We start from the raw sequence: 23,418 nt of genomic DNA, 5'->3' as shown, positions 1-23,418 counted from the left end.
AGGCTAGTTTTTACACCCTCGTGGTTGATTAACGAAATATGTTTCTAACCTTCTCTTGCTCTTGTCCTGCCTCATAACATTTAAGTTAAACGGCACGCTTGCTGAGCAAGATAAACCCGCCGCTGGTATTCGTGTCCGTTTGAACGGTTGGTTATACGAGCACGAGAATCGATGTAAGGTCTTTTACTTAGTTAATTCCGTGTACCTAGCAAATTATCCCTGTTACTCAGCCGCCGCGCGAGCAGTCTCTCGCAGTTTGAATGCTACACTTTTAGCGTAAGCGATGCCTTTATCAAGCCGCGTCTTATACGGCATCGCTTACGCTAAAAGCGTGACATAAAAGCTCAAACGTTACTACTGACCTTTGGGCCTGTTTACTCAGTTTTCTACGAGTCAGGTGACCTTGGGAACCTGAATGCTCGTGCCGTATAACTTTAAGCTTTGGGGCGCATACGCGGGGCTATAATCGCGAAGCGGCCCCGTGTATGCGTCCCAGCGACCGAAGGGAGTGCCAACAGCGTTTTGTTATGTGCGTGCATATTCAACCACCAAAATTAGCAAAAAGGCAGCTCCTGCCAACGTATAAAATATTGCCCCTAACTTCCCCGTGTTTACATCTTGTTTAGATTGTCGAGTGTTGGCTTTCTTACCCAAAAACAGGACTAAACCAAATACTGGGCTAATTAAATAAAACAACCCTATTAGTGGGCTGCCAAAAGAAATATCCCTAAATAATTCTTGGCATTCACCAACACAACCATTACGAACGGCTAAAGCATCCGGTGAGGCCAAAAAAGTCAATACAAATACCAATAGAAGAAAAAATCTAATGTTCTATTCCTTTAGCACATAACTTTTAAATAAGGGGCGCAGACGCGTAGGGCATAATAGCGAAGCTGCCCTGCGTGTTTGCGTCCCAGCCTGCGTTAGCAGGCGACTTAATTTTTTTGTTAGGGTAACTTGCCGAAAGATGTATCGATGCTAACGGTATAAATATACCCATTGCTGTTAAACTCAAAGGATTCTTGTTGCCCAATTATGAAGTCTCTAGCATCAGCTCCAACGTTGTATGGCTTGCCAGTAGACGTATCTTTAAGTGAAAAGTATATATTTACCTTACCATCTTCTATGACTCTATTGGTTATCGCAATCTGATATAGATTTGAGATTTTTAGAGTGTTTGAGGAATTAAAGTCCGCAAGTACACCTGTGTTATAACTTTGCAGCGAGTTTGAGCCAATTTCCTGCTTGTCAAAAACAAATCTTGCAAATAAGCCGTCTTCTGCATTGACCGCAAAGCTACAAAGAAAAAATAAAACTAGATACTTCATCTGAAAATTCCTTTTTCCGGTTACCCTAACTTTTAAATAAGGGGCGCAGGCACGCAGGGCATAATGGCGAAGCCGCCCTGCGTGTTTGCGTCCCAGCGAGCGTGAGCGAGTGACTTAATTTTTTTGTTATATGCAATTAACTAATTACATGCACATGCTTTTTGACCGTTTTCTTGAGTCCACTCTTCATATTGTCCATCAGTGCATTGCCTTTTAACGGAAGAACATTGAGCAGCATTACGCGAATATTCCTTACCTGTAACTTGCTCAAAGATTTGATCGGTGGCTTTATCCTTAAAGCTTTGAGAAGAGCAGCCTGATAAGAGCAACATAGACAGAATTGATAGATACTTCATGCTATTTCCTTTTGCATATAACAATTTAATAAGGCGCAAATTGCGCGTTTTTCTACCGAACTGCCGCTCATTTTTATCCATATTGCCATGATTAACAAGTTTATGAAAGCCGATGCAGACAATGGCTGCAAGAAAAAAAAGCTATTTAATTTTAGGATGCAAACGCGCGATTGGGTCGTTTTCTTGAATATAGGGGAAAGGCTTCTATAACTGTATATTTATACACACAAATAGAAAATCATGAAAACAAAGTCTCCTCTCTTAAATCACATCACTGAGTACATGTTGCTAAGGCAGTATTCTCCAAGGACTGTCTCTACTTATTTAAAATGGATTTCAGCATTTATTCATTTTCATGGGAAACGTCACCCTTCATCGATGGGTGATAATGAAGTTGAACAATACCTTGAACATTTGGCGTTGAATGCAAATGTGTCACCGCGCACGCAAGCCACCGCATTAAACTCGATATCGTTTCTTTATAAGCACATTATCAAGAATGAACTGTCTCTGAATTTGAATTTTGCCAGAAGTAAACGCCAACCCAAACTACCCATTGTTATGACGCAAGATGAAGTGAAGCTGCTTATGTCAAGATTGGATAAACGTTACTATCTTATTACTGGCTTGATGTATGGCAGTGGCCTAAGGAGCATGGAAGCCGTGCAACTGCGCGTGCAAGATATCGATTTCGATTACAAGTGTTTAAGGGTCTGGAATGGTAAAGGCCAAAAACACCGAGTCATTACTTTGGCAATGGAGCTAATTCCATTACTTAGAAATCAAATCGCGCAGGTTGATGAATATTTAAGGCTCGATATTCAGAATGAGCAATACGCCGGTGTTTGGATGCCTCATGCACTTGCTAAAAAGTACCCTTCAGCGAACAAGTCGCTTGCTTGGCAGTTCCTGTTTCCCTCTCATAAACTTAGCGCAGACCCAGAAACTGGTGAGATAAGAAGGCATCATTTTCATCCTACTTGCGTCCGTAAAGCGGTATTGATGTCGGGTTTGACGAAACCAATCACGCCTCATACTTTAAGGCACTCATTTGCTACCCACTTACTACAGTCTGGCGCAGATATCCGGACGGTTCAGGCCCAACTGGGACATTCTGATGTAAAAACCACTCAAATATATACTCATGTTCTTTAGCAAGGCGCTAATGGTGTAGTAAGTCCTTTGAGTCGTTTATTTTGATGGTGTATTAACACTATTGACCGCTTTGGCACCAAAAGCACCTACTCAATTTATTGCAGACTTACTCTACTCATTTCAGATTAGTAAAACGAAAAAACCAATGTCTGCTTATTGCACACAGCAAGCATTTAAACCCTGAGCGCATGCTGGCACAATTGGGAAGTTAAAAACCTAAACTCTGAAGGTCTGCTGTTTGTCTAGACCGGACTACTATAGCTAATCCGAAAATCGTCCGATTAACGCTCGAAAGAGAACACATCCACCACTTGCGTGGAGTAATTATTTCGAAAAAACGTTGATCGCGCTTTACGCTGCTCGCCGGTCGGAATATAGGCTATTCATACTTTTTCTTTTTTCCATGCCGATACGCACTACGTATGTGCCGCTTGGACTTAACGTTGCTCATATGCTTTCCCCAGTAGTAACCGTCAACTCATCCACCACTGCTTGTTATGTTTTGAGGAACGTTCGTACTGACCTTATAAGTCTGTTACCGAGATGTTGCCTTGCAGCAATTTAGCCAACAATGCCTGCCACTCAGAAGTGTCCCAGTTGGTACGCATTCCCATTGAGATAGCTTTCTCTAATAGCTCAACCGACTTCTTAAAGTCTCGCTCTTTTCGAAGTCTGTAAGATATCGAAAGCAGGTATTGGTATTCGGGGTTGAGATTTTGAGCGCTGGCGATAGTATCTAAATACTGTATTGCACCAGGCACATCAATTAACGATTCATCATCAGCGGTAAGCTTTACTTTTGCTACATGCAAGGCTGCAGCGTCATCCCCCTTCTCCGCGGCAGAAGCAAACCAGAAAAGTGCTTTTTTCTCGTCGTTAATAACCCAAGGGCTTGTAAGCAACAGTTTGCCCAATCGATACTCTGCTCTTGAGAGTCCATACTTGCTAGCCTGCACTATCCATTTAACCGCTTCCGGTATGTCCTTTTGGTGCATATACAGCTGAAAACCATATTCGTACATGGCCCCTGGGTGCCCTTTTTCAGCAAGCTGCTTGAGCAAAGTTTCCGCTTCGTTGTCTTCACTTTCCATCCAAGGGAAGATAATCATCGCCATTGCATATTGATACAATGATTCTAGTGTTGGATTGTCTTTGGCCGCTCGCAGAACACGGCGATTTTCTCTATACAATCGTGGCAAGTTTTTGTTTAAATAAAACTGGTCATCGATTGCCGCCCCCATGTAGGCGCGATGTACAAATTCTGTAGACTTGTTATCTATTTCAGGTTGTCCCAATGGAAATAGCTTATATGCATCAAGAAAACGTCTAGTGTTCCCAGATTTTTGAATTTCGCGCACGTACCTAACCGAACCGTCACTTGCAACATCGTTCTCTACAACTAAAAAGCCCGGGTTGTTAACCACTATCGCGACATCCAATGACTCCCCGCCACCTTCATCATCAAAACCGCTAACAGAATTTTGGAGCTCGTCACCGAAATTTTGGAACTCACTGAGTTCTTCGAAGTAAATTTTTTGCTCAAGCAAGGTCTTATCGCCAAAAGTAACTTCTTGGCTAATTGTATTTTGATTAACCTCGGGTAAGAGCTGTTGCTGAAACTTTTTGTGAATAGTTCGTTGCTCCTCTATCGCCTTAGTGAGAAGCGAAAGATCCTGTTCATTTAATGACGAGCGCAATTTTTCAATTATGCTTTGCGCATTATGGTAACGCTGCTCTGCTGCCAACGATAAATAGATCATAGATGATACTGCACTAGACTCAACCCCAAGCCCTTTCGAGTACATCACGCCAAGTTGATACTGCGCATGTGCATTACCTAATTTGGCGCCCTCTTCATAAAGAGAAAATGCTTGCTTATGATTCCCTTTTTTAAACTCTGTATTGGCTTTAAGAACATTTACTGCATAACTACTGTGAGATAAAAATGCAACGAGCATTACCGCAAAACATTTCTTGAGGCACATAACAATGCTTCCTTTCTAAAGTGGATAACTTGGTTGGTTAAATCTGGTAATTAATAGGGCGCATACGTCAGTACATCTGCCGCGGATAACTTTTCGTACACAGAAACATTATCGAATGGAGGTTTTTCACCCAGCAATAACGCCATTTGGTTTATTTTCGGCGCTGCAAGGTTTTGTAGTTGGTTTTCTGCACCGCCTCCTGAAATCTGCTTCCACTTCCACTTATTTTCACCCAAAATGTATGGTACTAAAAAGCTTATTGCAGTCTTAATGCTCGCACCGGTTTGGCTTTCAAACTGCAATAGATTTACAGGTGTATGGCGACGACCTAAATCAGTAATTCGCGCTAAAGCCCAAAGATTGTTAACGCTGTAGTTAACCGATTTGGTTCTCGCCAATTCCAACGGCTGACTTCCATCTGGTTCTATTTGCGCTGCGATCCGTGTTGTTTTAACGGCATTTAATTTCTCTATAGCATCACTCTTCTTGCCTAAATAGAGCATTAAACCTATCGCTTGATAATCGTAGTTTGTTCCGTGGTTGTTTTTTCTTGTTTCTTCTAACTTTCCGAAATCACTTGTTGTCAGCCATACGTAGTATTCCTCAAACCACAACCGCATTTTTGATGCTTCTATCTCCTGCCAAAGCCCAGTGCGTTTTAACAACTGCGCCACCGTGGCTACTTTGCCAATATCAGTCCAGTCGATGATAGAAAAGTTGGTGCCCCCTGTCTTACCTGGAATTGCCTTTCCGTAGTCCACGTTTGGGTTCATTTTTGTATCGTTATTTATGAACCATGTTTCAACAATGTCTTTTGCCTTTTCCAAGTAAACAGCATTTTCAGAGAAATAGAAGGCAAGAGTAAGTACTTCTAACGAGTCAAACATTGCCTTTCTTCTAAGCCAATCAGTCTCTGGCCCGTTAGAAATAGGGTTGAACTGTCCATCTTTATATATCCAGGGCAAGCCGTCTTCTTTAGTTTCATCTGGCCAGTAGTATGAGCCCAACGTATGATAATCATGGATGTCACCACTCGCTGGCAACATCGTTTTGTTCGTTACAGGGTCTACCGGTTTTTCTAATGCTTCATTAGCGATGCTAAGCACTTTTTCGTACGCATCTTGATACGGCTCTTGTCCCTCTGAGAGTCTCTGCTTTGATATAAGCAACCTCTCTTCGTTCAAGTAGATGAGTGGTTCGTTTGCATCTTTTCTCTCAGAAGCGATAACAAAGCCAAGTAAAGAAATAGCAAAAAAGAAAGCGACACTTTTAAGCAAATAATGCGGGTTATTCATTGTTTTCACTTACTCTTATAACGTAGTGCCCAGACGGCAACTCAAAGGGTTGACTAATTTGCACACCATTTGTTGGTTCGGCGTTAAGTGCTGAACCATTTACCATCACCACTCCATTCAGTTTCTTTATTTCACTTGCAGTTCCCACAATTTTTTTAACGTGGACAACCGACGGCACTTCAATTGAAGCAGTGACATTGGGCGGTATTGTTATTTCCATGCGCAGCTCATCTTGGCTCAAAAACCAATAAGACTTAATTTCGCCATGAGGTGATTGATAAGTTGCACCGGCGTGTGACAAATGGGTCGTCACAATAGGAGCAATTCGAACTTTTTTATAACCAGCGCTTAGTGGAGATATACCTGCTAACCTATCGTACATCCACTGGCCAATAGCACCATAAGCGTAGTGATTTAACGAACCCGCTTTTTTAACATAGCCTTTGTCATGCGTATATCCATCCCATCGTTCCCACATCGTTGTAGCCCCCTGAGACACTGGGAAAAGCCACGATGGGTAAGAGTCTTTGAACAAGAGCGCTAATGCAAAATCTTGCCGGCCAATTTTTTCCAACACAGGCGCTATGAGAGGTGTACCTAAAAAACCCGTTCTAAGGTGCCCGCCGGCAATTTCAAATTGCTCCATCAGATGAGCTTTAGCAGCATCTAAAACCTCATCAGAAAGCAACTCAAAGCCTATAGCCAGCAAATAGGAGGTTTGCGTGGGTTGACCTTGTTTGATATTGCCTTGTTGGTCAAAGAAAGCTTCTTGGAAGTTCGCTTTGGCTTCTTCAAATAACGCAGCGTAATACGTTGCGTCTTCACTTTCCTTCAGCACCGTAGCTGTGCGTGCAACAATATCTAGAGAGCGAGCATAAAAAGCCGTTGAAATAAGACCATGGTCAGTTTCGCCTCGGCGCGAATCCTTGCGCGTTGAATAAGGTTGCAACCAGTCCCCTACAGTGGACATTTTACTTATGCCATTTTCAAGCTCACCTTGATGATAAAGGATCCAACGCTTCATCATCGCGTAGTTTTCTCTAAGAACGCGCTCATCCCCCGTACGCCAATAGACATCCCATGGAATAGTCACTGCGGCGTCTGACCAACCCGCCTGAACTATCTCGCCTACTTCGTTAGGTACTACGACAGGAATACCGTGATCCTCAAACTGTTCTTCCCTAATAGATTGCAACCAAGCACTCCAAAAGGCATGGCTATCGGCAATAAATAGCGATGTGGGCGCGAAGGCAAGCGCATCGCCAGTCCACCCCAACCTCTCTGAGCGTTGGGGACAATCTGTGGGAATATCCAAAAAGTTTCCTTTGAGTCCCCATTCAATATTCGACTGTAACTGGTTTAATTTGGGGTCTGATGAGGTAAATTGCCCTGTTAACTCAAAGTCTGTGTACTGAACAATGCCTGTTATCCAATCAAGTTGAGGCGCTTCTTTTTCATCGAAGCCACTTACTTCAACAAAGCGAAAGCCATGAAAGGTGAATTGAGGTTGCCAGTCAACAACACCGCTTTTTGCAGCAATATAGCTATCTTCCTGAGCAGCGCTTCCCAGATTTTTTGTATATAAGCTACCGTCGCTATTAATTCCTTCAGCGAATCTTAACCGGAGTGTTTCCCCTTTGGTCATTGGCAGGTTAACGCGCGTAACCCCCACCATATTCTGCCCGAGATCAAATATAATCTTGTCATCAATTCTCTGAAGAGATACCGGCGTTAAAAATTGCTTATTCTTGGATGTAAAATGACGTTTGGGCTCAAGAAGAACGTCGCTCTCTATGTGTGAAGAGCGTACCGAGCGCCATTTTGCAGATGCGTTTTCTGTTTCATATTGGGGCTCATTCCAGCTAGCGTTATCACTTTCAAGTAAAAAGTTAGCATCAAATATTTCACCATCGTACAAACTCGATCGTCTTAATGGACCTTCCTGAGTCGCTTGCCAACTGTTATTAGTCACTACAACTTTGCGCGTACCGTCTACATATTCAATCTCTAGTTGCGCTAACGCCTTTGGAGTAACATGTTGTTTTTTGTGCCAATGACGTTTTGGGCCAAAACGCCCTGCATACCATCCTTCAGCGAGTGTAATACCGATGGCATTTTCACCAGAAGCAATCAGTTTGGTTACGTCGTAAGTAAGGGTTTCGATACGTTTGTGATATGGGGTATAGCCGGGTGTCAGTACATCGGTCCCAACGCGGTTGCCGTTGATAAATGATTCGAACAATCCTTTAGCAGTAATATACAAGCGTGCCGATTTAATACTCTTATCTGCCGTGAACGTCGTTCGCAAATATTGTGGAATATGGATAGGCGTATCGAATGAGTCTCGCAAAGGCGGGCCAGATTGTTCTATTTCAATCCACTTCCCGCTCCAGTCATTATTAGACAACAACCCGAGTTCGAACGATGCTGGTTCGCTCCAGTGGGAATCAATACTCTCTTCGTTCCAATATTTAACCTGCCAGAAGACATGTTGACGCGAGCTTAGCTCAAGCCCCTGGTATGGGATAAAATTCGTTGCGCTGCTATTTATGACGTTGCTATCCCACAAGTCTGGATTGTCAGGTAATAGTTCTGGCGACGTCGCTACCACTATTCGATATCGCGACTGTGACTTTACTGTAGCATCGGCGGGTAACTTCCATGAAAATGTAGGCTGAGCGTCATAAAATCCAACCGGTGCGGTAAAACCTTCACTTATCAAAAGCTGCTTTGGCTGAACCAACTTAGAGGTCAATCTATCATTGCTCATGCAGGAAAATAACATCAACGTTATTAAGCATATGGACGTAAAAAGTCGCCAGCTACTTACTTTAAAAAATGAAGGCCTGAGCATGTTGCTTACTCTCAATAAATATTTACTAACGTTGAGGCCTTCACTACGTTACTCAGATAGGACCCGTGGACATACAAACCTTTTACACAATTCAATACAAATGATTACATTTGACTATTTTTGAATAATATTGTTGTGAATTGCAGTAGCATCTTGCGATTAAGGTAGGTTCATAGCTGAATACTACCGATAGGGAGTATTCAGCGTTTTAATTTTCTCATTTTTGTACCAACCTATTCTTCTAATTGAAAAGTCAAAAGGCTGTGTATTTGGTTTACTCAGTAACACCCAAGTCGATGACTTGTAAATGAAGCGGGAGCGCGTTACCTGCTCCTTTCTCCATCAAATAGTAATACGCTTTGCCGTTTTCGATATGAATGGTCCCGTGATCAAATTTAACCCCTGAGGCTTGCTGATAAACGACTTCAAAATCGTTAGAACCTCCCTTTGCTTTTTCAACAAACGGATAACCATTTTTGAGCCCGATTATGAAAATACTATCACCCGACGTGTAAATAGAATCGGCCCCAGTAAAGTCAGTTGTAATCGTAAAGTCTACTGCATTGGCGGGTTTAAAGGCGTGTATCGATACTTCCTTGTAGTCACTTCGCTTAGTATCCGTAGAACGAACATGAGTTATGAAATGAACATCGTCGTTTTCAGTAACCGTCCAGTCGAATCCCGTTACAATGTGTACAGAATTAGGTGCTGTATGATCGATGTAATCACCAGGCTCAAATATTTTTATTTCATCAGAGTTAACCAAAGGCCAGGTCATGTCTTCGCCATCGACATTTTTCCAATTCCCTAAACCATCAGGATGATCAGAGTAGGCATAATAAACACCATTTTGATATTTAAAACGGTCATCATTATTTGCGCTACGCTGTTGAAACCCTACGCGCAACTTACCGTTTATATACTTCATTTGGCCATACAGTCCCCAATTGTATGCGTTGCCGTGAGTCTTTTGATCCTTGTGATTAAACGGCGTAAAGCGGGTCCATTTCTGGTTTTTTGCATCATATTTATTGAAGTAATAAGCGCCGTTGTTATTGCCACCCCAGCGCATATAGTGAAGCAGCTCGCCATCGTCACTCGTGTAAAATTTAGGATAGGTTAGCGCAGAAAAATTTTCTTTATCTTGTAAATTACCGGTCATAGTCAAGTGTTTGTAATCATCTGCGCCCTGACTCAACTCGCTAGTATCTTTAACAAATTGCTCCAGTGTAAATTCGTCGTCTGGCACATCTGCTGCGCCAGCCACAGAAAAAGAATAGCGGAAAAAATCGTCGACAAACCTTCCTTTAAATCTGCCTGTTTCATCATCATCAACATAGGCGTGCATGTCGTAAACCATATGAATGGTTCCGTTTAACGGGCTCACTGCTAAACCAATGGTGTTGTGCGATTCACCTACCAGCGGATCGCCTCTAAATCCGGTATGCCTATGAGGAAATTGAATCGTTTTAACAACCCCAGTCTTTGTGTTGAACCGCGAAAGCATAACGTTTCGCTCTTCTTTGCCCCCTTTGTACCACGTCATAAAAACAAAGTGTTTGTAAGGTTTAACAGCGTCACCGTGAGCTGAGATATTCCTGCCAAAAAAATAGTCATACGCTTGGCTTTTTGAAGGGTTTTCAAAAGTGTTGTGATTGAGTTTCTTGCCATCAAAATGGAGTGCGCCGTCAGTAATTTTTGTCTGGCTTTCCAGCAATACTCCGCTTGTATTGCTAATGTTCGAGGTTAACGACACGCTATCATTTGCTGTACAGGCTGTTAGCACTGATAGCGCAATTGCTGTTTTCAGTGTCGTACTTAGTCGGCTTACCAGTTCACGCATGCTTAGATTTATTTTCATCGGTTTTTCTCGCTATACACTTACAAGCAGTGTACATTTAATTGAAACCATTTTCACTCAATAATAACCAAATACAATCATTTTGAGGTGATTGAAAGCGATACCCGTTTTGGTACGCAGCATTACTGGTTGATACATTAGCTATACCAAATAAGGGGCAGAGTTTGTTTTCACATTCAGCGCAAGACTTACGTACGTCATTAGTCTCCATCAAACAAAATCTTGTATCTCTGTCTCTTGTTTACTCACTTTTGATCAGTATTAGTGCCAGTGCTTCCGTTAGCTTGGATACTGAGACGATAGTGACTGACAACGCCATATTTTTTAACGGTAACCAGGTAAAAGGCTCGTATTCTAAAAATAACCCGGAGGGCTACGATTACATTTTTGGCGATGCGTTGTCTCCCCATGGTGACTGCATAAAAGTTTATAAACACTTCGTTTTTATGACATGGTATCAGGGAGGTAAGGACAACCGGCATGTTATGCTTTCGCGCCTAAATACGAAAACGGGAGTACTTAAAACCATTCAGTTTCCCCACCGGCACACCGGCTTCAGAGGCAAATGGTGGTTAGGCGAGACTCACAATACCATTGCGGTGGGCATAAGCCCTGCTGACGATACTATACACTTGCTATATGACATGCATCGCAATGGAAGAGTGGAAGCGTTTTCTAATGATTACTTACGTTACTCATTTTCTATAGAAGGTGCAGCGTCCGCTCCCGACGAAGATTTTGCGCTTCCACTATTCGTTAATTCTCCTGCAGGCCACTATAAGCACCTAGAATTTACTGGTATTGAAGATGTCGATACAACAAAGCTGCTTACCTACCCTGCATTCTTCACTGGGGATAATGGCGACTTATTTATGAAAATGCGCTATGGCTTTTCAGCGAATGGAAAAATGCTTTTTGCCCGCTACGATGACAAAAAGTGGCAGGGCTATAATGACTTCAATCGGGTTCTAGCGTCAGAGCATGGTAGTGAATACAACTGGGGTTTGTACGGCGACTTCAAATATACAGGCGGTAAGTTTCGCATAGCCTTTCAGCGACGTTCTAAAAATACCTCAGATAAATATCTTTACCAAAACGGTATTTACTACGCTTATTCTGACGATCCACAAGGCATCTCGAACTGGAAGAACGCGCAAGATGCACCAATTGAAATTCCTCTCGCTATTTCTGAGCAAATCCAAATTGAAGAGCCTGGAGACTGGGCTAAAACACAGAAAAAGAACCAAGTGTCCATTGTTCATGGATTTGACTTCACGGTAACAAACAGCGGCGATGAGCACTTTGTAAGTAAAGTAGAAGACCTTGAGTTTAATGAACAGACCAACCTTCACACATTTCGTAAGGCTGGCCAGAAAGATTTCACTACAGTTCGGATACCGTTTGGCGGGCAACTCTTTAGCAATGGCGATGATGTCTATCTTACCGGCTTGAAAAATGGGCGGGTCGTAATTGCAAAAGCTAAAGGCAAGGCAGAAAACTTCACTACGATTTACGAACACAGTGAAGGACCAAACTTCGATAAGGCCGTGGTCTTTTTTAAAGATAGCAAGGCTTATTATTATCTTAAAAAAGCCGAAGGTTCTGGCGACAAGCGCAGTCTATTTCTACAGATATTTTCGTTGAAATAGTGAAACCCTAACTCGCCTGAGAGCATGCCAGAGCGTTTTATGAGAGCTTTATGAGTGCTGTAGATAGCAGGCCTTTTTCTGAAGTATAACACCATTATTTACTCTACCAGTATCGCACATATGGAAATCGCCCATTCAATTGCGCGCTGCCATTGTAAAACTAACAGAAACGACACGAGGTTTTTAAATGAAACAATCACTGTTTAGAGCACTGCTATTTACATCGCTGCTTTCGCTTTTTGTAAATAATGAAGTGCTAGCACAAGACATCAAGCATGGCCTACGTGACGACGCAGGACGACACATGATCCCACGCGGCTTTGTCGTAAACACCAATGATGCGGGTGGAGAAGTTAACTTCACGCAAGAAGACTATGTACGCATGGTAAGAATGGGCGCCAACGTACAAGTTGTCAGGCTGGAATTAGGTAAATTGAGTACTTTTGGGAACTCGACCTTTCAGCCAGAATATCTGGCACGTCTAAGAAATGCAGTTCGCCTTGGTCGCGAAGCTGGCATTAAAACTATGTTTAAACTGACGGTGTATGGCGCCAAAGGTTTTTCTTGGCCCGACTTATACTTTGACAGAAATAATACGCAAGAAACTTATATTAATGCATGGCGACATATATGGGATGCGTTTAAGGACAACGATGCAGTCATCGGCTATGACTTAGTAAACGAACCACGTAAAAAAGAACTAACACAATCTTATGATGAACTAACCAGCGACTATTTAATCCCTTTATATGAAAAAATTATTGATGCCGCACTGCCTTACAGCGATGAGAAATTGTTTTTAATTCAAACTATTTTTATGAACAAAGGTGAGGCAATCAACAAAAATCAGTACGCGGAAATTAAAAAAAGAGTGAATCGCAAAAACATTGTTTTCGCACCACACATATACCAAGAATATATCGACTACATCGCACCGACTATGGAAAGGTTTGATAAAGAAGCTGACTTACTTCAAGCGCCAATCTTAGTTGGAGAGTGGGGGTTTCCAACGTTACTTACCACTGACAACTCAGTAGAAGAACAACTGCATTATATTAAGTTTTATATTCGCACAGCAGAAGTATTCGACAAGATGGGTATTGGGTCAATTAAAGCTTGGTTTTTAGGCAATCGTAGCTATCAGAATTTTTTACCTGGGGGCGAATCAACTTGGGCGATTTTCTCTGACAAACAAGCCGACGGTACGGTCGAGAGAAAATATATTACTGACATTATCGCTCGCCCTTATCCGCAGTTTATTGCTGGAGACATAAAAAACTTTATGTTTCATTTTGCGACACGTACTTTAGATATCAATATCAAAACAGATAATAGCAAGGGCGCTTCAAGAATATTCATAGGGGCGGACCGTCACTATCCAGATGGTTTCTCGATTCATGTTGGCGAGGACTTAATTCTTACTCACAGCCCGATTAATACCGGTCTTCGCGTATATTCTTCTAAAAACAACACCAGACCCAGTGACTTTATCTGGGATGAGGACAGACAACAACTGACGGTGCTGGCATGGCCTACAAATAACACAATAATCAACATAAGAATTGAGCCAGGTGTTTACAGAGAGCCAGACCCGGCAGCTCAGAGTTAAGAATGGCATTTTGGCTTGCCTCAATTCTTTCAACATTATTAAATGTTGATGGTTGTATAGCAACCATCATAGCCCTCTTATATCTCACTTTTTCCTATAAGCTAATAGCTATCGCTTAATGAGTCAATTAAGGACATTAAATAATGAAAAGCGGCATTTCAATCAGTTGCTACCAATACCCCCTTCAGTTTTTCGGAAATAAAAAATGGGCTTTTAGTCGCTTATCTAAATCAAAGCAAGGCGAGAACGGTCGCCGCATTATCACGTCATTAGCTATAGTTTTAACCATATCTAATTGTGCGGACATTCAAACAACGCAAGCGCAAGCTAAGTTCAATGATGTTGCGCCAATGGAAATTACGTTAGCAAACCCTGCAATAGTCAAGAATGCTAAGCCAGACGCTGAAGGGTGGATAATGAAGTTTGATGATAAAGGTGAAACGCCTTGGCAAGACAACTGGTTCATGGATGGCCGCTTCAGCAAAGTAACCAATACCCATAAGGGTTTAAAAGTAGAAGCTGGCCCAGAAGCGCAGAATGATGCGCACCATACGGTTCTGTGGACAAAGCATCAATACGATGGCGATATTAAAATTGAATACGACTTTACTAAAATAGATGACGAAATCAAGATGGTTAATATCTTGTATATTCAGGCGACGGGAACCGGTGATTTTGCGCAAGATATTGCAACGTGGCGCCATCAACGACAAGTGCCATCAATGAAGTTTTACTTTGAGCGCATGAAAGCTCTGCATATTAGCTATGCAGCATTTGGCCAAACAAATGTAGAGAGTGAGCAAGACTATATAAGGGCAAGAGTTTATCCGCTCCATCCCACTAAAGGCTTTGCTGGCATGAAAATCCCCCCTAGCTACAAAGAAACAAGCCTTTTTAAGAAAGGCAGAACTTATCATATAACGGCAGTAAAAACCGAGGATAAGCTAACCTTTTCTGTGCGCCTAAAGAATACGCCGGAGACAAAAACGCAAGTTTTCAGCTGGGATCTACCTGAGCGAGGCAAAGTGGATACGGGCCGTATTGGATTAAGGCAAATGTACACGCGTAGCTCTATTTATAATAACTTCAAAATCTACACTCGAGAGTAATGACACCGAATGTAACCTATGTCGCCGTAATAGCTATTAATCTTATGATTTGATAGAAGCTGCGTTAGCCTGAAATGAGCTTTGTTTTTGATTGACGTGATGAGGCAATGTCTAGCGCCAAGCAAGACCAGGGTAAAACATGTTGTGTGCTGTCTTAATTGAAAGATAACCTAATCAATTTCGAAAGCATTATACTAAGCATTCCACGACTAAACACTATCAAAGATTCCGAAACCTTTACAGAAATCAGTAAGGTACTTAGCAGCATACACCAGTGTTTCTGGCGTTAAGACACGCCAGAAACACAAAGTATAGCTGACAACTAAAAGCTCTGATATGCACTGCTTTTAGCATTGTTAGCCGTTAAAGAAGTATTACCAATACTTAACTTACTGCCGCGACCCACATACATTTCACGCACATTACCATCGTCGTCAAGCGTGATTAGACCAAATCGCCCTTTGAAGTAAATACCTGTGTTCTCACCTTGATAAACGTCATCAATATTATCTTGCAATAAAATAACTTGCGTAAGACATTTACCTGCCACACTGACAGTCACTTTTACACCTTTGAACTTGTCGTTTGCATTGATGCGTTCTACCGACTGTACTGTAAAGTCATCGCCCTCTGTCTTTGACTCATAAACAACGGTAAATGGATTTTTCCACGCATCACCTTGACGTCTTAAAATAAAAGTCGGAGTAGTTTTCTTATGATAGGCTTTTCCAACGCCATAGGATGGTGGAGCGCTTACTTTCGTAATTTCAATACCGTTGTCAGCGGGCATCATAGCGCGCATAAAGATTTTTTTGTCGCTTAATTTAGCAGCGGTAAATAATGCTTCAATCGGTTTTTGAATTACACCGCTTGAGTGTACCTCTTGAAAATAGTGCCAGCCAGGGTGTTTATATTTGCTTTGCAATTTCCACTCAAGGCTATTTGATGCTTTATATCTATTGCTGTCTTCATTGAGAGGTAATTCGATACCGGAACTAGTGAAATTAACGCTGTCACCCACATTATGATATACGTAATCATGGAACTGTTCATCTGCATTACTTTTTGCTTGAAAAATATCTAAGTAATAACCTTGCGTTTCAGATAATTTAATTAGCGCCATGGTACGTTGATGATGAGCTGGCGCGACTAAATTATGTTCATCGTAAAAAGAAGATATTGAAAATGAATGTTTTGGTGAAACACCATCTGTGTAATAGCTCGGTTCTGCATCAACCGCTTGCACGTTATCTATACCTAAATTGATCCAGTCACCTTTTGAACCTGAAGCGCCATTGCTGATAACGGTGTTATGTCCAGCAAAAATACGGTAATAGTTTTCATGAATGTCTGTACGGTATTTGCTTTTTCCGGCAGTTACTCCTAATACATGCCCTTGGCCGTATAATTCCATATCAATGCCAGATGCGTGACCATGAATATATGAACCGCCACCTAAAAATGCCATTAAGCTATTTTTTACCGGATTTGCCGTGCTGATATTACGCTGAATATTAATGCCTGCAAATTCTAAACGCTTGGTTCTTGGCCTCGGCGGGTCAACATCCACGTCGGCGCTACTCTCGATTTTCTTGCTGTACCATAAAAGTTGTGTTGGTACGTAATAAGGAGCCGCCCCATAAACCCGCTTGTGTAGATGGCCCCGGTCGTAGTCCCCTTTATTTAGGCTTGAAACCAAATAGTTGCCAAAATTTGTCACAAGTTTATGATTTTTGTTTAGTTTGCCCAGTAGATAGGACATTTCTAGCGCAGAATATTCCACTTTATAATTTCTGTGGCCATCGCCGAAAAATGGGTACTTTTCGTTAGGAAATTGTAAGTCATAATACGACATAAATGCTGCGGGGATATTTGGATATTTATCACCTAGATTTAACGATGGGTCGTAGCGATCTAACAAGGTCATTAGATAAATCGAATATGCTGCAACATGGCGTGAGTAACCCAAAGATTCCGGCCAGATATCGCCTTCATTTTCAAACATTCTGTAAACTGTTTTAAGTGATGCCTGATTTTGGGTATCAGTATGCGTGTAATAAGTCAGGTACTTTGCCCTCTCTTTCCGATCGTCCAGTGCTAGCGTATTGTGTACTAAACTTGATGACTCTAATACGGGCCAATTTGACGGTAGTAAGCCTCTGTTCAGTGCTAACCAAATATAGGTTTTAAATGTTTCTTGGGCATCATCAAAATTAAAATCGACTAACCCGCTAGAGCCTAAATCGTAAACTTTTCCACCTTGTTTTAGGTAGCTGTAAACAAAATCGTAAATAATTGGTATTTGTGCACCAATTACTCGTGCTTCGTACAGGTGATTTGTTGGAAACATCCAGCCTGAATTCATCCCCCCATCCTTACGCACCTCTAGTTGTTTAAGCGCTTCAATGAAAGTAAACAAAATATCAGCACCACATTTTGCGTATTTTTCTTCTTGCGTCAGGTAGTAAAGCACGCCGCAATCAACACCATCTTGCAGAGATTTAACAACTGATCTTCTCTCAACATCTGTTGCACCGCCTTTAATTTTCTGTAGTGGCAAGGTTGGCGATTGAGATTTTCCGTTTTTCCAAACAAGCGGAAGCTGCTCTAACAACGCTCTTCGTTCCGTTAACTCATTTGAAGCAAGCGGCTTTACACGCTGTTTCATTACTTCGAATAATGATTTAGCCCATGCTTCAGTTCTAATTTTATCTAAGATTACTTGCCGCTCAGAATTTTTTACCCAAATTGAAGGACGCTCAATATCACTGGCTAAGGTATAAGTTGAAAAAATAGTGCTTGCGACAATAAAATATTTTGCCCACCTAAAGGGAAAGAATAAAAACTTTTTTTTGATATACATACATATCCTTTAATGAAAGGTCTCTTAGCTAACCTAAATCATGTTTATCTATGTCGCTAAAACGCGAATTCAAAGGCGAGTTACAAACTCACCTATGTTCAAATTAAGAAAACCAAAAGCCAATATCGTTAGGTTTTTTAACTAATGCTTCAGAGTAACTTTGCGAATAGGTTTAAGTTGGACAGGGCCGATCAAGCCCGACGGTTGCAGCCTAGTATCTTTAGTTATTTTACTTTCAAAAGTAATTTCCGTTTCAAACACTTTAGGCTGGTTTTGATCAGAGAACTGTTTCGGGTACTTCAAGTCACCCACCATGCGGTTGTTCCAAGTCGTTGCAACTTCTACTTTAAGTTCGTTGTTGCCTGTTTCTAGATAGTCAGTTACATCAATTTGCATTGGTCGGCTCCAAACCTCACCTAAATTATTGCTGTTAATAGTCACGCGCGCTACTACCCCCACTTGACCTAAATCTAATAGCCAACGTTGATCGCTACGGAGCATATCAGCAGTAACATTAAATTGATTTTGGTAAGTGGTTATGCCCGAATAGTGTTTTAAGGCCAGAGGTTTTAACTCTGATAATGAAACTAAATCGTTAAGTATTAATGATGTTTCAACATCACGTTCGGCTTCAAAAGTCAGCTGCCATGGAGTATTAAGTGTTAACGTTGCTGGTAAATCGATTAGCCTAACGTGTTGTTTTTGACCGTCAGTTAACTCGACTTTGTATTCGCCATTTTCAGGTATATCAACAGTCAGGTTGTTTTTTTTATCAATTGCTGTCGTTAGCCAAATAACTTTATCTTGCTTAGATATTTCTTTGACTGCTTTAGATTGAATTGTCGCATTTGGTGTTTTTTCAAAAACAATAAAGATCGATTCCAACCCCTGTAGGGCCATCGGTACCAGAAAACGATTATTCTTCAACTGATATTGGCCAATATTTCTAATATGACCTGTTACCGCATTCCAAGCTTGTGCTTGACCCATGTCTTTACCAAGGCGAATACTTGGTACAACTTTTACTACCTCATCTGATTGGTTGGCGATGAAATAAATCTCATGAGTGTCGCTACTGCGATGGGTCCAAATGACTTCTTTTAGTAAACCAGCAAGATCAGCCGGCTGACCAAGCTTGTTCATTATCTGACCTAAATCGACGTACTCAGCTTTACTGTAAAATACTTGTCCTTGACCAAACTGCCCTTGTGTCACTGTTTCGCCATCTACTTTTTGCCATAGCTCATTTACTATCTCGGTGATTTGCTGATCGGCTCGAGGGAAGTTTTGTAGACTGGGAGATTGTTTAGGTCTAGGGCCATAAATGGCGCCGCCACGTGCGACTAGTTGTTTGATCTTTGCTAGTACCGCTGGGCGCATCGTGGTGACATCGGGTAATACTAATAGTTTAAAGCGAGCGCCGCTTGGCAAGATAAATTGACCATCTTCAACACTTAACCCATGTAAAATCACTTCGGCATTAATAAAATCGTAAGAATAGCCAGCTGGTAGAGCAGGTTTGATTTCGCCAGTCATTTTCGGAGCGTTTTCGCCAATAAAATATAAAATATCAGCAACATAAGTACCTTGCTGCATCATATAGTTGCTACGCTTTATATAATTAAGCCAACCGCCCATGTAGTCAAACCATGTATTATGGCGATTAAATTCGGAGCCAAACCAGGCATTGACCCCTGGTTTTTTATCTTCATAACCTTGTTGAATATAAACATGCAATAATGTGTGGTTAATGCCTTCAACAAATGACCAATCACCGCGTTTTTTAAAGCTCCAAAAGTGATTTTTAAATGCATCACTGCGGCCAGCGGTGAAAGACTCTGACATCACTGTTTTATGGCCATATATGTGCGCAGCAGATGAGGCAGCTTTTAATTCAATCGCCCCCAAGTTACCTGAAGCCCAAAACTCACCGCTAACAATATCAGCTTGCCCACCGTATTGTAAAAATTCACCTGGGAAACCCCAGTGACCGTAATTTTCTAACCACAATTTTAAACCAAGCTGGTGAGCACGCTCACGTATACCGGCGGTGTATTCATACGAAACACGGTCAGCAACCATTCGCCGCATATCCCACAAAAAGCGTTCACTTTGCTCAGCACTGTTAACAATACGACCGGTATATACAGGTAGAAACTGCATTGGATCGTAGCCAAACTGTTGCTCAAAACGCCTAGCAAAACCGTCAGTCCAGTTTTGCGCGCCGCGCTCATAACTGTCGATAACAATATATTTTAACGCGGTGCGCTTTTCTGGTGCTAAACGAGCGAAGATGTCCCCCACATAAGCATCGAAATGTGCTTGCGCGATTTCTTTGCTCAGTTTGTCAATTTCTGGCCCACGTGTGGCTTTGGTTGTTGGGCCATTGGTGGTACCAGTGGTGCGCATAAAGTAATGAACAATCGTCCATTTTCCTTTAGGTGCTTGCCAATTGAGCTTGCTACCTTCAACAAATTTAGTGATATCTAATATTTGTTCAGCATTTAATGCCAAGCTTGATTTATCATCTGGTGTTGGTGCATCCCACTGATAGCTATCATGCTTGGGTTGCGGATTAGGAAATATTTTAGCGAGTTTCTTTTCCACATAACGTTCTAGTTTGTAACCACTGGATAATACCAGCTCTTTAATCCCAGGAATTGGATTACTATTTTTTTGCTTACGACCAATAACCAACGAGTCCATAGTCAGACGAAATTCACTGGCTCTTATTTTCGGGAAGTTAATAACAATTGGTGCATCATGTTCAGGCCCAATCGACGCCATATCTCGTGGACGTTGCAATTCAAAAGATTTGATTCTTTCAAACTCACCTTTGTCATTTTTAAATGACAAAGTAGCTTTTGCCGTATGAGTATCGTTTGGATAAATTTCTAAACTGCGCGCAGTTAATGTTTCATCATGAATGAAGTCGATGTTTAACTTCCCGCCTTTGGCGTTTATTAAGTCCAATGGAAACTGATAGACTGTTTGATGATTACCATCGAGTAGGCTTTTAATCTCCGCCTCTGTATTTTGATCATTGTTGATGAAGGCCGTTGCGCTAACCCTAGTTTGTTGATTGTTAAGACGAATGAGCTCATCTGCGGGTGTCTCAAACGCAATTACTTTTACATCTTCAGCGTAACCTTCAGGCTTGTTTAGAGAAAGATTCGTGTTTTGATTACCAACTAAGTGATATTCACGGTTGTCCAAATAACGCATCGATTGATGCATCTCAACCCAAGGGCCACCGGATTGACTCCAGCCTGGCGAATTGAATAAACCAATATCTACGTTGTACTCTGCGGCTTTTTCGATAGCAAATAGCAACACATTCCACCACTCGTCAGAAAAAGGATTAACCTTACCAAAACCGCCAATGCTGGGATTTAAGTGAATGATACCGATAAGCGCCGTACTAATACCTTGCTTTTGCATTTTTTTCAGATCATTCTCAACACCTTCTTTGGAAATGTGATCATTGATCCAATACCAATAAACCCAAGGTTTGACTGCATGAGGAGGATTTTTAAAGTTAACTTTTAATTCTGCCGCCGATGCATGATAAAAAGATTCCGGCATGGGACTGACAGGTCTGTATAGCTTTGAAACTGCATTCACGGGTTTAGCTTCATGTAATTGAGATGGTTTTGACGCTTTTTGATTATTGGATGTTTCTCTCAGCGAAGCTGAGCTTGCGCTCAATGACATAACAGCGAAGACAAGGGTTAATGTTAATCTGCGCAAAGAACACTTCATTTTCTTAACCTAAATCTAGATACTTACAAGTGGGGAATTTGACACTCTACTCATCGGTTTCGACTTTACCAATTTCAAAGTCATAAACGTAAATGGGGCTTGACTCACCGATTGAATCTGGTGCATGTTGCCATATAACACTTGCGATACCTTGCTTTAATAAGCTGAGATCCCACGTGATGTACCCACCTTCGATTTTACCTAACTCACTGTCTACATTGGGCATGTCGATTTTATGCCATGTTGTAAAATCGTCGGATCTATCAGAATAGTAGATATCAGCGCTCTCTCGCCCTGCAAACGCAACTAACCTGTCGTCTAGAAACTTTAACGTTACATTTGATGCCGTAAAACTAGAGACACGCTTTTGCCAAGTGCCTGTGGTACCCCGAACATAATGATGTACACGGGCCGGACCACCAGCTTCAATATTGTGACTAAGTAAAAGGTGATAGTCACCTGTTTTAGTATCGATAACAGAGTTATGCGAAACGTTAGAAGGTCTAAGCGTCGTGGGTACGTGAACAGCCTCTAATCCAGGTGTTGCAATAGACAAGACTTCGCCTTTTCGTGTATCAGCGACGAGGGTTCCAGCATTGTTATACCAAGTAAGCCCTTCGTCATCGCTATAGGTATAGTAGATACCATGATTACAATCTAAGCCGTTGGTTTTACCAGGATTACAATTGACTGGTCGCTCTCTAAAGACCCAACTAATGTGCATGCGACCATTTGAGTCAAATTTTGGTCCACCGCCGGCTAGATAAGGCCCTCTCGTTGAAGGTTCTTTGTTGCCGTTTACATTTTGAATATAAACACCTTCACTTGAAGATATGTTTCGAATAAATTCCCAATCGCTTTGCTCTGCATCATACAGCGCGAGCTGCATTTCACCTTTTGCTGCACCACCTTCTCGGTAGTACATCAGTACATTTCCACTCTCTAACGAATAAAATTTTGGATAGGTAACACGACCTACCGCATCATCAGGAAAACCGAGGTTACGCTCGAATTTAAAAATATCGTCGTTCCAATCTATAGTTTCTGGATGGTTTGCAACTCCTACAGCTGTGCGCGCATAATTAATTCGATCTAAATTATGATGGTCGAACGAAATATGAATAACGCCATCGCCCTTTGAAATCTCGATAGCTTGACGGTTGTGTGCATCATCGGACGTCAATCGGTAAACAGGTAAAGTAGAGTATTGCCAGTCATGTCCCGTAACTTTTCGACGCGCGACGACCACCTCGGCGAAAAGATCCCCATAGCCTCCTCTGTCTTTTGCCGTGTAATAAATAACATATTGAAAGCCATTATAGGTAACGGCTTGCGCTCCCATAACGCCGGAAAAGTGAGGCTTCCCATTTATTGCGCGATCTGAACCATCAGAGGTGTGAGACTTGCCGACTAAAAGACTACTGCTAAGTAGTTTTGGCTTTTGGCTCAATGATATCGACATAGAATTATGCGTTTTGCTTCGAGGTAGTAACGTTGTGTTCTCATCTGCTACGGACTGACAGCCGCAAAGATATACCATCATCATTAGTAGCAAGAGCTTATTTGTCATGTTTCGACTATCCATATAT

14 protein-coding genes are annotated in these 23,418 nt (G+C 41.8%); 4 read left to right on the top strand and 10 right to left on the bottom strand.

Going from position 1 to position 23,418, the window contains the following annotated elements:
• Nucleotides 1-525 precede the first annotated feature (525 nt).
• From JV36_RS0104510 to JV36_RS0104500, 3 genes are all read right to left on the bottom strand, one after another.
• Nucleotides 526-801 carry a hypothetical protein gene (locus JV36_RS0104510; RefSeq protein WP_152561524.1) on the bottom strand — a complete coding sequence of 92 codons (276 nt, stop codon included), beginning with the start codon at nucleotides 799-801 and terminating at the stop codon, nucleotides 526-528.
• Nucleotides 802-950: 149 nt separating this feature from the next.
• A complete protein-coding gene (locus JV36_RS19665) occupies nucleotides 951-1,331 on the bottom strand; it encodes a hypothetical protein (protein WP_032095635.1) in 381 nt (126 codons plus the stop codon).
• A gap of 140 nt (nucleotides 1,332-1,471) precedes the next feature.
• Complete coding sequence (locus JV36_RS0104500; protein ID WP_032096203.1) at nucleotides 1,472-1,768, bottom strand: hypothetical protein; 297 nt, start codon at nucleotides 1,766-1,768, stop codon at nucleotides 1,472-1,474.
• A 159-nt stretch (nucleotides 1,769-1,927) separates the two neighbouring features.
• Between JV36_RS0104500 and JV36_RS19055 the strand changes: the two genes are divergently transcribed.
• Nucleotides 1,928-2,842, top strand: coding sequence for an integron integrase (locus JV36_RS19055; protein ID WP_052010189.1), 915 nt, complete (start codon nucleotides 1,928-1,930; stop codon nucleotides 2,840-2,842).
• Between the two features lie 524 nt (nucleotides 2,843-3,366).
• Here the strand turns inward: JV36_RS19055 and JV36_RS0104490 are convergent.
• From JV36_RS0104490 to JV36_RS0104475, 4 genes are all read right to left on the bottom strand, one after another.
• Nucleotides 3,367-4,827 carry a tetratricopeptide repeat protein gene (locus JV36_RS0104490; protein WP_032096202.1) on the bottom strand — a complete coding sequence of 487 codons (1,461 nt, stop codon included), beginning with the start codon at nucleotides 4,825-4,827 and terminating at the stop codon, nucleotides 3,367-3,369.
• A 50-nt stretch (nucleotides 4,828-4,877) separates the two neighbouring features.
• Nucleotides 4,878-6,122: an alginate lyase family protein gene (locus JV36_RS0104485; protein WP_032096201.1), complete on the bottom strand. Its 1,245-nt coding sequence runs from the start codon at nucleotides 6,120-6,122 to the stop codon at nucleotides 4,878-4,880.
• On the bottom strand, nucleotides 6,115-8,877 hold the full coding sequence (locus JV36_RS0104480) for an alpha-L-rhamnosidase (protein ID WP_235207766.1): 2,763 nt from the start codon (nucleotides 8,875-8,877) through the stop codon (nucleotides 6,115-6,117). The genes JV36_RS0104485 and JV36_RS0104480 overlap by 8 nt, the downstream gene beginning before the upstream one ends.
• A 373-nt stretch (nucleotides 8,878-9,250) precedes the next feature.
• Nucleotides 9,251-10,837, bottom strand: a complete 1,587-nt coding sequence (locus tag JV36_RS0104475; protein WP_235207765.1) for a BNR-4 repeat-containing protein — start codon at nucleotides 10,835-10,837, stop codon at nucleotides 9,251-9,253.
• Between the two features lie 164 nt (nucleotides 10,838-11,001).
• Between JV36_RS0104475 and JV36_RS0104470 the strand changes: the two genes are divergently transcribed.
• The 3 genes from JV36_RS0104470 to JV36_RS0104460 all read left to right on the top strand — a co-directional run bounded on the left by JV36_RS0104470 (nucleotide 11,002) and on the right by JV36_RS0104460 (nucleotide 15,204).
• Nucleotides 11,002-12,486 (top strand): BNR-4 repeat-containing protein, encoded by a 1,485-nt coding sequence (locus JV36_RS0104470; RefSeq protein ID WP_235207764.1) that lies wholly within the window; start codon nucleotides 11,002-11,004, stop codon nucleotides 12,484-12,486.
• Between the two features lie 304 nt (nucleotides 12,487-12,790).
• Nucleotides 12,791-14,095 carry a cellulase family glycosylhydrolase gene (locus tag JV36_RS0104465; RefSeq protein WP_235207763.1) on the top strand — a complete coding sequence of 435 codons (1,305 nt, stop codon included), beginning with the start codon at nucleotides 12,791-12,793 and terminating at the stop codon, nucleotides 14,093-14,095.
• 143 nt (nucleotides 14,096-14,238) lie between these two features.
• Nucleotides 14,239-15,204, top strand: a complete 966-nt coding sequence (locus JV36_RS0104460; protein WP_052010187.1) for a DUF1961 family protein — start codon at nucleotides 14,239-14,241, stop codon at nucleotides 15,202-15,204.
• A gap of 322 nt (nucleotides 15,205-15,526) precedes the next feature.
• Here JV36_RS0104460 and JV36_RS0104455 read toward each other — a convergent pair whose 3' ends face one another.
• From JV36_RS0104455 to JV36_RS0104445, 3 genes are all read right to left on the bottom strand, one after another.
• Nucleotides 15,527-18,067: a hypothetical protein gene (locus JV36_RS0104455; RefSeq protein ID WP_052010186.1), complete on the bottom strand. Its 2,541-nt coding sequence runs from the start codon at nucleotides 18,065-18,067 to the stop codon at nucleotides 15,527-15,529.
• 141 nt (nucleotides 18,068-18,208) lie between these two features.
• The gene (locus tag JV36_RS0104450) at nucleotides 18,209-21,829 is read right to left on the bottom strand and encodes a glycosyl hydrolase (RefSeq protein ID WP_032096199.1); all 3,621 of its coding nucleotides are present in this window, start codon (nucleotides 21,827-21,829) and stop codon (nucleotides 18,209-18,211) included.
• Between the two features lie 46 nt (nucleotides 21,830-21,875).
• Nucleotides 21,876-23,399 carry a BNR-4 repeat-containing protein gene (locus JV36_RS0104445; RefSeq protein ID WP_032096198.1) on the bottom strand — a complete coding sequence of 508 codons (1,524 nt, stop codon included), beginning with the start codon at nucleotides 23,397-23,399 and terminating at the stop codon, nucleotides 21,876-21,878.
• Nucleotides 23,400-23,418: the final 19 nt, after the last annotated feature.

Source organism: Alteromonas sp. LOR (genome assembly GCF_000753865.1).
Lineage (GTDB): Bacteria > Pseudomonadota > Gammaproteobacteria > Enterobacterales > Alteromonadaceae > Alteromonas.
This window is presented reverse-complemented; position numbering and strand designations above follow the sequence as displayed.

Excerpts from the sequence above, each read along its gene's own strand:
- JV36_RS19665 (WP_032095635.1), bottom strand. The coding sequence starts at position 1,331 with ATGAAGTATCTAGTTTTATTTTTTCTTTGTAGCTTTGCGGTCAATGCA.
- JV36_RS0104500 (WP_032096203.1), bottom strand. The coding sequence starts at position 1,768 with ATGGATAAAAATGAGCGGCAGTTCGGTAGAAAAACGCGCAATTTGCGC.
- JV36_RS19055 (WP_052010189.1), top strand. The coding sequence starts at position 1,928 with ATGAAAACAAAGTCTCCTCTCTTAAATCACATCACTGAGTACATGTTG.
- JV36_RS0104490 (WP_032096202.1), bottom strand. The coding sequence starts at position 4,827 with ATGTGCCTCAAGAAATGTTTTGCGGTAATGCTCGTTGCATTTTTATCT.
- JV36_RS0104485 (WP_032096201.1), bottom strand. The coding sequence starts at position 6,122 with ATGAATAACCCGCATTATTTGCTTAAAAGTGTCGCTTTCTTTTTTGCT.
- JV36_RS0104475 (WP_235207765.1), bottom strand. The coding sequence starts at position 10,837 with ATGAAAATAAATCTAAGCATGCGTGAACTGGTAAGCCGACTAAGTACG.
- JV36_RS0104465 (WP_235207763.1), top strand. The coding sequence starts at position 12,791 with ATGATCCCACGCGGCTTTGTCGTAAACACCAATGATGCGGGTGGAGAA.
- JV36_RS0104460 (WP_052010187.1), top strand. The coding sequence starts at position 14,239 with ATGAAAAGCGGCATTTCAATCAGTTGCTACCAATACCCCCTTCAGTTT.
- JV36_RS0104455 (WP_052010186.1), bottom strand. The coding sequence starts at position 18,067 with ATGTATATCAAAAAAAAGTTTTTATTCTTTCCCTTTAGGTGGGCAAAA.
- JV36_RS0104450 (WP_032096199.1), bottom strand. The coding sequence starts at position 21,829 with ATGAAGTGTTCTTTGCGCAGATTAACATTAACCCTTGTCTTCGCTGTT.
- JV36_RS0104445 (WP_032096198.1), bottom strand. The coding sequence starts at position 23,399 with ATGACAAATAAGCTCTTGCTACTAATGATGATGGTATATCTTTGCGGC.